Genomic DNA, 12,631 nt, shown 5'->3' with positions numbered 1-12,631 from the left:
CAAGCAGCGTTTCTTTGAGCGAAAAACGGGATTCGAACCCGCGACCTCCACCTTGGCAAGGTGGCGCTCTACCAACTGAGCTATTTTCGCATGTATAGGAACATTGCATCTCCTTAAAGAGATGCGGATGCAAATTTAATACAATTCTATAAATGTCAAAGTAAAAAAAGCAAAAGAATAGTTTTTGTTAAGAGGTGGCTTTCTTCTTTTTTGATAACAAGCGTTTTATCTCGTTTAATTTCATTAAGGCCTCCACTGGGGTCAAGGTATCTATGTCCAAATGCAGGATTTCTTCCTTGATTTCCTCTAATAAGGGGTCATCCAAGTTGAAGAAGCTCAATTGCATTTCATCGGGAGTGGAAGCCATTTTTTCTGTTAGCTCTTCACTGGAATGCGATTTTTCTAGTTTCTTAAGAATCTTATTGGCTTTTGAAATAACTTGCTGGGGCATTCCCGCCATTTTGGCCACATGGATACCAAAACTGTGCTCACTGCCTCCGGGAGTCAATTTTCTGAGAAATAGTACGTTGTCCTTGAGTTCCTTAACGGAAACATTGTAATTTTTTATACGTTCAAATGTAGTCGCCATTTCATTGAGTTCATGGTAATGGGTGGCGAACAATGTTTTAGCCCGTGCAGGATGTTCATGCAGGTATTCCGAAATGGCCCAGGCGATGGAAATACCGTCATAGGTACTGGTTCCCCTTCCAATTTCGTCCAATAGCACCAAGCTCCTTTCTGAAAGGTTGTTGAGAATGGAGGCAGTTTCGTTCATTTCTACCATGAAAGTTGATTCCCCCATGGAAATATTGTCACTGGCACCAACCCGGGTGAAAATTTTGTCCACATAGCCAATTTGGGCAGCTTCCGCAGGTACAAAACTACCCATTTGTGCCAAAAGCACGATGAGTGCCGTTTGCCTTAAGATTGCGGATTTGCCACTCATGTTGGGGCCGGTGATCATGATGATTTGTTGATTGCTGCGGTCCAGCAAAACATCATTGGCGATATAGGCCTCACCCAAGGGAAGTTGTTTTTCAATGACTGGATGTCTTCCGTTCTTAATGGAAATGTCTGTAGAATCATTGAGTTCTGGGGCCACATAGTTATTTTCCTTGGCCAGTTGGGTAAACCCGCAGAGACAATCGAGCTGGGCAATGAGCTGGGCGTTATTTTGTACGGGTTGTATGTATTCCTGCATCCAAACAATAAGTTGGGAGAATAATTGCTGTTCCAAGGAGGTGATACGTTCTTCCGCTCCTAAGATTTTGGCTTCATATTCCTTAAGCTCCTCCGTAATATAACGTTCTGCACTGACCAAAGTCTGTTTTCGAATCCAGGTATCTGGAACTTTATCTTTATGGGTATTCCTAACTTCTATATAATATCCAAATACGTTGTTTGATGCTATTTTTAGAGAGGGTATACTGGTCGCCTGAGTTTCACGTTCCAGCATTTGGTCCAAATAGTCCTTTCCTTTGGTCGCAAGGCCCCGTAATTCATCCAATTCATCGGAAAAACCTTCTGCAATTACATTGCCTTTCAAAATATTAACGGGAGCCTCTTCATTCAGCATTTCCTTAATTTTTGAGCGCAGCAAATCACAGGATTGTAACTTGTCCCCAATTAGGGCCAGGGCATCGTTTTTTGAGCTTGAAGCGATTTGCTTAACAGGAACAATGGCCTCCAAAGAGTTTTTTAGTTGTACCACCTCTTTGGGGTTTACCTTTCCGGTTGAGATTTTGGAGATAAGACGCTCCAAGTCGCCCATTTTTTTGATGTTGTCCTGTAGCTTAAACAAGATTGTATCATTCTGGCCCAAATGGGTAACTACTTGATGCCTGCTTTTTATTTTCTGTACATTTTTTAGGGGAAGGGCCAACCAACGTTTTATCATTCGGCCGCCCATAGGGGAAATCGTCTTGTCAATAACATCCAAGAGGGTTACCGCATTTTCATTGTGGGAATGGTACAGCTCCAGGTTTTTGATGGTAAAACGATCCATCCATATATACTCGTCTTCTGCAATACGTTGTAAGGTATTGATGTGCTGAAGCTGTCTGTGCTGTGTTTCGGACAGATAATGCAATATAACGCCAGAAGCAATGATGCCATGCGTTAAATGGTCAACACCAAAACCTTTTAAGGATTTGGTCTTGAAATGGTTTGTTAAGTTTTCTAGGGCATAATCTTCTTGATACACCCAATCCTCCATAAAAAAGGTATGGAACCGGTTTCCAAAAATCTCTGAAAAGTCTTTTCTATGGGACTTGGAAATCAAGATTTCGTTTGGAGAGAAATTTTGTAATAATTTATCCACTTGTTCCTCGCTGCCTTCAGAGGTCAAAAACTCACCCGTGGAGATATCGGCAAAGGCAATCCCAATTTTATTTCTGCCAAAATGAACGGCGCATAGAAAATTGTTGCTTTTGGCCTGAAGAATATCGTCGTTAAGGGCCACACCCGGTGTAACCAATTCCGTTACCCCTCTTTTTACTATGGTTTTGGTCTGTTTTGGGTCTTCTAGCTGGTCGCAAATAGCAACGCGCTGACCGGCCTTCACCAATTTTGGCAAGTAGGTATTGAGGGAATGGTGCGGAAAACCGGCAAGTTCCGTTCTATCCCCGCCATTGTTTCTATGTGTTAAGATAATACCAAGGATTTTGGAGGCCTTTACCGCATCTTCGCCAAAAGTCTCGTAAAAGTCACCTACGCGAAAAAGCAACAAGGCATCAGGATATTTGGTCTTGATGGTATTGTACTGTTTCATCAATGGAGTCACCTTTTTCGTATTTCCTTTCGCCGCCACTTGTTCTATACCTATTTTTGTTGTTTCATCACGAATATATGGCATTACAAATGCTATTTGAATTTTTGTTGATATTTACCCTTGATAGTTGAAAAGTATCCCCATGAGAAAATTAAAGAACGAGGAGCTGGACCGATTGGATGTGGAAGGATTTAAAAAATCCGAAAAGATTCCAGTAAGTATCGTGCTGGACAACATACGGAGTTTGAACAATATCGGGTCGGTTTTTAGAACCTCCGATGCGTTCTTGGTAAAGAAGATTTATCTATGTGGAATCACTGCAAAACCTCCCCATAAGGACATTCATAAAACGGCCCTTGGTGCTACGGAAAGTGTTGACTGGGAATATGTAGAGGACGTTGTTGGTTTGTTGACAAGACTTAAATCCGAAGGATACGTGAATTTGGCAATCGAACAGGCGGATAATGCTCAAATGCTTCACGAATTTATTCCAGGAAAAACGGAGAAGTATGCCTTAATTTTCGGGAACGAAGTAAAAGGGGTTCAACAAAAAGTGGTAGATATATGCGATTCCGTTTTGGAGATTCCCCAGTTTGGAACCAAGCATTCCTTGAATATTTCCGTGAGCGTAGGCGTGGTGATTTGGGATTTTTGGACCAAGCTTAAAAAATAAAAGCCCGGCAAAACCGGGCTTTAAGTATAGTTTGAGTTAGTTAGTTTCTCTTAAGAGGCCTCCAAGAAAGTAAATTCATTTCTATTGTGCAAGAAAATTGCCAAAATTATGTTAACTCCGCTGTAAAAGGGCAAAGTCCGTAATGCCGCCTAATAGGGTCTTGTAATCGCTCTCAATGTTCACGAAATCCAAATTGGATACATCGATGATCAATTGATTTTGTTGGGGATAAGTCTTTAAAAAATCCAAATAGCCACGATTAATATTATCCAGATAAGCGGTGTCTATATTCTGCTCGTAGTCCCTTCCCCGTTTTTTGATCTGTTCCAAAAGACGCTCCGTTGTCTGATACAGATAAACGTAGATTTTGGGCTTTTTTACCTCTTTGTACATGAAATTGAAAATCTTTCGGTATAGGTCAAACTCCTCCTTTTGAAGGGTTACCTTGGCAAAAATCAAGGATTTAAAAATATCATAGTCACTGACCATAAAATTCTTGAACAAGTCAAATTGATTGGTGTCGTCCGTGTATTGCTGATAGCGGTCGGCCAAAAAGGACATTTCCAAAGGAAACGCGTACCTTGTTTGGTCTTTATAGAAATTGGGTAAAAATGGGTTTTCGGCAAACCGCTCCAAAATCAATTTAGCGTTGAAGTCCTCGGATATTTTTGTTGCCAAGCTGGTTTTGCCGGCCCCAATATTTCCTTCAATGGCGAGGAATTGCACATCCGAGAACAAATCGACCCTATCTTTAAATAGCTTGATAGGAAGTTTGGCAATTACACTTTTGTCCCTGGTTTCCTGTAATAAATTACGTGTATCTTTATTGACTATCGGGTGATAGAACTGTGGGGCGATATCGGCCAAAGGCTTCAGTACAAATCTACGCTCTGCCATTTTTGGATGGGGTAGGGTCAAGGTTTCGGTAAGTGCCACCTCATGGTCATAATAAATGATATCCAGGTCAATATTCCTGCTTTGATAACCCGTTTCTTGGCTTCTCTTCCTCCCCAATAGTTCTTCAATGTCCAATAATTTATCGAGAACATCCTGCGGAGTAAATTTCGTCTTGACTTCAAGACACGCATTAAAGAAATCGTCCGACTCAAAACCCCATGCCGGTGTGTTGTAAACATCTGAAACAGCCATAACTTCCCCGATACGTTCACCAATTAGGAAAACCGCTTTCTGTAGGTTGTTTCGCTTTTGGCCAAGATTGCTGCCAATGGATATATAGACGGTATGCGTTTCTATCATAATATGAGGGCAAAATAACTAAAACAATTTCACATTGGTTATCTTTGCAGGCTAATAAAAATTGCCTTTGCATGAAGTTTTTAAGAAACCTTTTGGCCGCTATTCTGGGTACACTGATAGCTTTTGGGATAGTCTTTGTAATGTTTTTTGTTTTCATTTCCCTTTTGGGAAGCGGTGAGGATACTATAAATGTTAAGCAAAATTCTGTTTTGGAGATTCAATTGCAGCGACCCATAGCGGATTATACAGGTACTAGTGAAATTAACCCGTTTTCCGGACTGTTCGAAGAATCCCAAGGACTGGATGAAATTCTTCACGCTATTACAGTGGCAAAGGACGATGATAGGATCAAGGGCATTAGCATCAATAATAATTTTCTGTTGGCAGGTCTGGCCCAGACCCAAACTTTGAGGAAAGTGTTGGCGGACTTTAAGGAATCGGGCAAATTTATTTACGCCTATGGGGATTTTTATTCCCAAAAAGACTATTATTTGGCCAGTGTGGCAGATTCCGTTTTCTTAAACCCGGTTGGAGTCCTCGATTTCAGGGGGCTTTCATCGGAAGTGCTTTATTATAAGGATTTACAAGAAAAAACCGGGGTAAAGATGGAGGTAATCCGTCATGGAAAATATAAGAGTGCCGTAGAGCCCTATCTGGAAAATGAAATGAGCGAGGCCAATAGGACCCAAATTAAGGAGTTGATACAATCCTTATGGAATTCCATGGTCGATGATATATCGCTCGATAGGGATATCACAGCCATAAACCTTAATGTCATAGCCGATACCTTGGGGGGAAGATTGCCCAAATACGCCAAACAAAATCAGTTGATTGACGATATTTTATTCTATGATGAATACGAAAACAAGATTGCCAATGCACTCGCCGAAGGGGAAACCGAGGATATCAATTATATCGCCCTGGACGACTACACTAGGTATTCCACAACAAAGGAACTGAGGTCTGGAAAGGATAAAATAGCGATCATCTTTGCCCAAGGGGAAATTTTCTATGGTGAAGGAGGGCCGGATATCATTGGCCAGGGTATTATCAACGAAGCTTTGATCAAGGCCCGTGAGGATGAGAAGGTAAAAGCCATTGTACTACGGGTGAATTCTCCTGGTGGCAGTGCCCTGACTTCCGATATTATTTGGCGGGAAGTGGAATTGGCAAAGGCGGTTAAACCCGTGGTGGTCTCCATGGGAAATGTGGCGGCATCGGGCGGTTACTATATTGCCGCTGGAGCAGATAAGATTTTTGCCGAACCTACGACAATTACTGGTTCCATAGGAGTTTTTGGAACGATTCCCAATATTCATGGTTTGGCCAAAGATATCGGAATCAATGCAGAACAGGTTGGAACGAATAAGAATTCAGTTGAATATTCCCTTTTTGAGCCGATGGGAGAAGCTTTTAGAAACCAGGTCCAAGAAAGCATCGAGGATACCTACGAAACGTTTTTGAGAAGGGTTTCCAATGGCAGGAACATTTCCATGGCTCAGGCAGATAGTATTGCGCAAGGTAGGGTGTGGAGTGGTGTGGATGCCAAGCGATTGGGGTTGGTGGACGAGTTGGGAACGCTGGAAGATGCCATAGATGAAGCCGCAAGATTGGCCGAGGTCGAAAGTTTTGGGCTACGTAAATATCCAAAATATAAGTCGGGCTTTGAGCGTTTTATGGAAGACATCTCGGGTGCCGGTGCCAAAGTAAAGGAGAATATGGTCAAGCAAGAGATAGGGGAGGAGACGTATCAGGTGCTAAAGGATATCAAGACCTTTATGAACCAAAAAGGAATTCAAGCAAGGATGCCCTTTACCTTGAATATCGATTAACATGGTGCATAAGGATAAGTTACTGGCAAGAAGAATATATCTATATTTAGGAGCACTTTTTATTACCTCGCTGGTTGTATCCAATCTTATATTTCAAAAATTTTTCTTTTGGAAGCCCTTTGGCGATGTTACTATTTTTGGAGCTCCTTTGTTTGAGATTTCCGTGGGAATTTTACCGTATCCGGTAACCTTTTTAATTACCGATTTGATTTCTGAAATTTTTGGTAAAAAGAAGGCGAATCAAATCGTGGTAGCGGGTATTTTTGCCTCATTTTTCTCTTTGTTGATTGTTTATACGGCCAATGCGGTACCGGCCACAAAATGGTCTCCGGTAGGGGATGGCCTGTTCACTTCGGTTTTTGGAAATACCATCATCGCCGTTTTTGCCTCCATGATGGCCTATCTTCTGGCCCAATTTGTGGACATTCAGATTTACCATTTTTGGAAAAACCTTACCAAGGGCAAGTATTTGTGGCTTAGGAACAACTTTTCTACTTTTTCATCACAGCTCATCGATACCTTCACCGTAGTACTACTTTTATGTTCCTTTGGTGAGATACCCTGGGAGCGTTTTACGGGTCTCATTATCAGCGGGTTTATTTTTAAGATAATTATAGCACTTTTGGACACTCCTTTCCTCTATTTATCCGTATATATAATAAGGAAACGATTTAAGCTTGGCGTCAATGAAGAAATTGATCTTGATGCATAATATTTAATCCAGATTCCTGTTTTATTGAAAATAGTATTTACCTATTGCAAATGCCTTATTTCTTGGGGTTTGTGGTTAATAGGGATAAAAGGATTGAAATGTCTTGGTTGATTGAGGTCCAAGCATAATGCCATAAAGTAATATAAAGTTACAGATGAAGAAGAAAATAGTAAAAATAGTTGGTGTCATTATTGTATTGATCATTGGCATATTGATTGCCATACCCTTTTTTCTGGAAGCAAAAATTGGTGATATTATCAGGAACAATGTCAATAGCTCCGTAAACGCCACTTTGAATTTCTCTGATGCCAACCTAAGTTTGATCCGTAGTTTTCCCAATGCAGTGGTGAGTCTAAAGGATGTAAGCCTGGTGAACAAGGCACCTTTTGAGGGGGATACCCTTTTCGCTTCTAGTGAAGTTTCCCTGTCCATGGGCGTCATGCAGTTATTAAAATCCAACGGGGAGCCAATCTCCATTTCAAAGTTAAATGTGGACAATGCCCTATTGCATATCAAATTGGATGAGAACGAAAATGCCAATTATGATATAGCAAAGGAATCGGAATCAGAGAATGTTTCAAGTTCCCAGACTACAGAGGGTTTCACCTTTAATATGGAATCCTATGAAATAAACAATTCGAGAATTTTGTACGATGATTTTGCCACTGGCATTCATTTGGAAATAGACAAAATGAACCATACGGGAACGGGCGACCTATCATTGGCCAACTCAGAATTGGATACCCATACGGAGGCCTTGGTTTCCTTTGAAATGGACAGCACCAACTATTTGAACAAAAACAAGGTCCAATTGGATGCGCTTATCGGTATTGATTTGAACGAAAACAAGTATTCCTTTTTAAAGAACGAAGCTTTGGTAAATCAGTTGCCTTTGGTTTTTGAGGGATTCGTAAAGCTGAACGAGGAAAACCAAGAAGTGGATATCAGTTTTAAGACACCATCATCTGATTTCAAAAATTTTCTGGCGGTCATTCCAGAAACCTATTCCAAAAATATTTCCAATGTCACCACTACAGGGGACTTTATTGTAGAAGGAAATTTTAATGGTATAGTAGATGAAGAGCATATTCCAAAATTCAACATCAAAATAAATTCGGATAATGCATCCTTTAAATATCCAGATTTACCAAAAGCAGTAAAAAATATATTTATCGATGTTCTGGTAAACAATACTACGGGGGTTGCAGAGGATACCTATGTGGATATCAATAAGGCATCCTTCATGATCGACGGGGACAGGTTTAACATGACTTCCAAAATATCTGAGTTAATGGGCAATACCAAGGTCAATGCCCATTTGGATGGAAAAATGAACTTGGCCAACCTTGAAAAAGCATATCCCGTTCCGGCAGGACTTAGTTTGAAAGGTTTATTGAATGCAGATATAAGTACTGCCTTTGATATGGCAACTATTGAAAGAAAACAATACGAAAACACAAAAACAGAGGGCGAGATGACCCTAACGGACTTTGAATATAGGTCTGATGAAATTCCCAATCCCGTAGTCTTAAATGCCACCTCCGTAAGCTTCAACCCCAAATCGGTTACCTTAAGGGAAATGAAGGGGTCAACCGGAAAAACGGATTTTCAAATAACGGGTACTATAAACAATTTCTTGGGGTATTTGTTCAATAACGAGAATGTAGAAGGCAACTTTAATTTGGCTTCGGATACTTTTGCCTTGAACGATTTTATGGTTGATGAGGTCGAGGAAACATCGGATAGCGGCACTTCACAAGCTCAAGAGCCGAGCGAAAAAATCAAGATACCTTCTTTCTTGGATGCTAATTTTAATGCCACGGCCAATACCGTGATCTACGATAATATTACCCTTAGAAACGTTAGTGGAAACCTTAGGATCAAGGATGAAAAGGCCACCTTGAGCAATATGACTTCCTCTTTGTTCGATGGAAAGGTCGCATTCAATGGTGAGGTGTCCACAAAGGAAAAAACTCCCACTTTTGCTATGAAGTTGGCATTGGACCAATTGGAGCTCAAAGAGAGTTTTGATGCTTTGGAACTGTTTCAAGCCTTGGCACCTGTCGCAAGGATACTTAAGGGTAAATTCAGTTCAGATATTGCACTTTCAGGTAATTTGACTGACGATTTTACACCTGACCTTCTTTCATTGACGGGTGATATCCTGGCGGATGTAATAACAAGGGAAATCAGTACGGATAAAGCTCCCGTGTTATCGGCTTTGGATACCAAACTGGATTTTATCGATTTGGAAAAACTGAGTCTAAGGGAATTAAAGACCAAACTCTCATTTAAGGATGGTCTGGTATCCGTTAAGCCCTTCAGTATTAAATATCAGGATATAGAAATAAATGTGGACGGTAATCACACCTTTGACCAGAAAATGAACTACAAGGCAACGTTACAGGTTCCCGCCAAATATTTGGGTAGTGACATCAATAATTTAATTGCCAGAATTGATGATAAAGCTTTGGATAGTCTTACCATTCCCATTACCGCTAATATTGGTGGGGTCTATAATAGTCCTCAGGTAACGACGGATTTGACCTCTGGGGTGAAAACACTGACCAATCAATTAATTGAATTGGAAAAACAAAAATTGATGAACAAGGGCAAGGACAAAGCAAAGGACCTTCTCGGAGGTATTTTGTCTGGTTCCACGAAACAGGACTCCACCGGTACTTCGGATAAAAATGCCGGCGCGAAGGAAGTACTGGGAGGAATACTAGGAGGTTCTAAAAAAGCCGATTCCACAAAAGTCAAGACAGATACGGTAACTACACCCCCTAAAAAAGAGGAGGCCGTAAAGGAGGCTGCCAAGGATGTTTTGAAAGGACTTTTCGGTAAGAAAAAGGCAGAAACGGAAACAAAGAAAGATTCCGTTAATTGATAGTAAGGCCAATGTAGTAACCTTCACTGCCCCTAATATTGAACACAGTGTTGTCCTCAAAAATGAGATACTGACCCTTTATTCCTTTTAGGGTTCCTTGGTAGGTGGGTGTTTTGTCCAGGCTCAAGCTTTTTACTTTCTGTGGAAATTGAAGTACGGGGAACTCCAAATGGGTCTCCGTATTATCCTCAATAAAATAGGGTAGGGCTTCTTGGGGTATATACGCTTTAAGTTTATTACGCCAATCCACTAAATCCTGCTCTTCTATCTCATTGGTCAACATTTTACGCCAATTGGTTTTATCGGATACATGGTCTTTTAGGGCAACCTCCGTAATTCCTGCCAAATACCTATTGGGAACTTCTACAATTTCGATTGCCTCATGCGCACCTTGGTCGATCCATCTTGTTGGGATTTGCGCCTTTCTTGTCACCCCCACCTTAATATTGCTAGAGTTTGCCAAATAGACGATATGTGGCTGCAACTGTACTTTTTTTTCATATTCCAGGTCACGGTCTTCCTTGTCCAAATGGGCCGTACTTAATTCCGGTCGCATAATCCATTCCCCCGCAGAGGGAATGTCAAAAAAACAGGATTTGCAGAATCCTTGGCGATAAATGGGTCGGTCATTTCCGCAGTTTAAACATTGATGTTTTATAAATTCAATCCGTAACTGGTTGTCCAATACTTGGTTCATATTTAGAAAGTCGGTTTCAAAAACCAAATAATACTGGATGGGACTTCCAATTTCAGTTTGCATTTTTTTGAGAACACCTTCGTACTGCATAATGAATTTCTATTAAAATTTCAATTTGATAATGAGAGGGATATACCCTATTTTTAGCCGATAAAGATACCCAAAAATGTCCATTCCACTGTTCAATTCCATTGCCTCTTGGCTGCTAAAAAAGCGCTATCACCAGATAGAACTTTTTTTAAAATATCCTGAGGAGGTACAAGAGGAGGTGTTGTTCAACCTTCTTGAGTTTGCCGAGGATACGGAAATTGGGCGACATTATGATTTTGAATCCATACACAGTTACGAGACTTATAAGGAACGTGTGCCGGTTGTGTCATACGAAGAATTTGAGCCTGTTATAGAAAGGACCCGTAGAGGCGAGCAAAACCTTTTTTGGCCTACTACGGTAAAACTATTTGCAAAGAGCAGCGGAACTACCAACGCCAAAAGTAAGTTCATTCCCGTAAGTTCTGAGGCTCTGGAGGATTGTCATTACAAATCAGGAAAAGACTTGCTTTGCCTGTATCTTAACAATAATGAAAACTCTCAATTGTTTACTGGGAAAAGTCTGCGCTTGGGCGGGAGTAAGGAATTGTACGAGGATAATGGTTCTTTTTTTGGGGATCTCTCTGCCATTCTAATCGATAATATGCCTTTGTGGGCAGAGTTTAGTAGTACACCAAGCAATAAAGTTTCCTTAATGAGTGAATGGGAGGCAAAGCTTGGAGCCATTATCAAGGAAAGTGTTCAGGAAAATGTGACCAGTTTGGCCGGTGTACCTTCCTGGATGTTGGTTTTATTAAACAATGTATTGCAGGAAACCGGTAAGGAACATTTATTTGAAGTTTGGGAAAATCTTGAGGTATATTTTCATGGAGGTGTAAGTTTCAGCCCCTACCGGGACCAGTATAAAAGCCTTTTGCCCAGAAAGAATTTCAGGTATTATGAAATCTACAATGCATCGGAAGGGTTTTTCGCAATACAGGACAGGAACAATGCAGAGGACCTTTTATTGATGTTGGACTATGGTATATTCTATGAGTTTATTCCAATGGATACATATGGTACGGAAGACCAAAGTTGTGTTCCACTTTGGGAGGTTGAGATTGGTAAGAATTATGCCATTGTGATTACCACTAATTCAGGTTTGTGGCGATATAAAATTGGGGATACGGTGCGTTTTACTTCTAAAAATCCCTATCGCATCAGAGTAACCGGTAGAACCAAACACCATATCAATGTTTTTGGGGAGGAATTGATTATTGAGAATGCCGAGGAAGCCCTTAAATTGGTTTGCCTAAAGACCAATACGGAAATTAAGGACTATACCGCGGGTCCTATTTTTATGAATGGTAAAAAGAAAGGTTCCCATGAGTGGATAATCGAGTTTAGAAAATCTCCAAAAGATCTTAATTACTTCACGGAATTATTGGATAATGCCTTGAAATCCATGAATTCCGACTATGAAGCGAAGCGTTACAACAACACAACGCTGGAGATGCCAAGGGTGCACATTGCACGTGAAAATCTTTTTTATGATTGGTTGAAAATCAACGACAAACTGGGGGGGCAGCACAAAATCCCTAGGCTTTCCAACAGAAGGGACTACATTGAAAGGTTACTATGTATGAATGTCTCTTCCAACAAGCTACACCAAAAAGAACTTACTGGGGACGGTCAAGATAGTTAGGCTGTTTTTCTCTGGTATTAGTCTTACATCGAAGATTTGGCACGAATTACCAAATAAATTATACAATC

Annotated in this window: 8 protein-coding genes and 1 tRNA gene; 5 read left to right on the top strand and 4 right to left on the bottom strand. The window is 40.7% G+C overall.

From position 1 onward, the window contains the following. Positions 1 to 17: 17 nt before the first annotated feature. A tRNA-Gly gene (locus CJ263_RS03955) sits at positions 18 to 90 on the bottom strand. A gap of 97 nt (positions 91 to 187) precedes the next feature. Beyond that, positions 188 to 2,770 carry a DNA mismatch repair protein MutS gene (mutS, locus tag CJ263_RS03950; protein WP_094999093.1) on the bottom strand — a complete coding sequence of 861 codons (2,583 nt, stop codon included), beginning with the start codon at positions 2,768 to 2,770 and terminating at the stop codon, positions 188 to 190. Positions 2,771 to 2,912: 142 nt separating this feature from the next. On the opposite strand from mutS, the gene CJ263_RS03945 reads away from it, so the two are divergent. Next, positions 2,913 to 3,443: an RNA methyltransferase gene (locus CJ263_RS03945; protein ID WP_094996073.1), complete on the top strand. Its 531-nt coding sequence runs from the start codon at positions 2,913 to 2,915 to the stop codon at positions 3,441 to 3,443. 111 nt (positions 3,444 to 3,554) lie between these two features. Here the strand turns inward: CJ263_RS03945 and folK are convergent, their stop codons facing one another. Further along, positions 3,555 to 4,700 carry a 2-amino-4-hydroxy-6-hydroxymethyldihydropteridine diphosphokinase gene (folK, locus tag CJ263_RS03940; protein WP_094996072.1) on the bottom strand — a complete coding sequence of 382 codons (1,146 nt, stop codon included), beginning with the start codon at positions 4,698 to 4,700 and terminating at the stop codon, positions 3,555 to 3,557. Positions 4,701 to 4,771: 71 nt separating this feature from the next. Between folK and sppA the strand changes: the two genes are divergently transcribed. From sppA to CJ263_RS03925, 3 genes are all read left to right on the top strand, one after another. Beyond that, the gene (sppA, locus tag CJ263_RS03935; RefSeq protein WP_094996071.1) at positions 4,772 to 6,532 is read left to right on the top strand and encodes a signal peptide peptidase SppA; all 1,761 of its coding nucleotides are present in this window, start codon (positions 4,772 to 4,774) and stop codon (positions 6,530 to 6,532) included. Position 6,533: 1 nt separating this feature from the next. Next, positions 6,534 to 7,244, top strand: coding sequence for a queuosine precursor transporter (locus CJ263_RS03930; RefSeq protein ID WP_094996070.1), 711 nt, complete (start codon positions 6,534 to 6,536; stop codon positions 7,242 to 7,244). A 154-nt stretch (positions 7,245 to 7,398) separates the two neighbouring features. Next, a complete protein-coding gene (locus CJ263_RS03925; RefSeq protein ID WP_094996069.1) occupies positions 7,399 to 10,134 on the top strand; it encodes an AsmA-like C-terminal region-containing protein in 2,736 nt (911 codons plus the stop codon). Here CJ263_RS03925 and CJ263_RS03920 read toward each other — a convergent pair. Then, positions 10,127 to 10,921 carry a DUF2797 domain-containing protein gene (locus CJ263_RS03920; protein WP_094996068.1) on the bottom strand — a complete coding sequence of 265 codons (795 nt, stop codon included), beginning with the start codon at positions 10,919 to 10,921 and terminating at the stop codon, positions 10,127 to 10,129. The two genes, CJ263_RS03925 and CJ263_RS03920, sit on opposite strands and share 8 nt — an antisense overlap. A gap of 76 nt (positions 10,922 to 10,997) precedes the next feature. Between CJ263_RS03920 and CJ263_RS03915 the strand changes: the two genes are divergently transcribed. Then, positions 10,998 to 12,563 (top strand): GH3 auxin-responsive promoter family protein, encoded by a 1,566-nt coding sequence (locus tag CJ263_RS03915; RefSeq protein ID WP_094996067.1) that lies wholly within the window; start codon positions 10,998 to 11,000, stop codon positions 12,561 to 12,563. Positions 12,564 to 12,631: the final 68 nt, after the last annotated feature.

This window comes from Maribacter cobaltidurans (assembly GCF_002269385.1).
GTDB lineage: Bacteria > Bacteroidota > Bacteroidia > Flavobacteriales > Flavobacteriaceae > Maribacter > Maribacter cobaltidurans.
The sequence above is the reverse complement of the archived record's forward strand: the minus strand, read 5'-3'. Positions and strand labels throughout refer to the sequence as shown.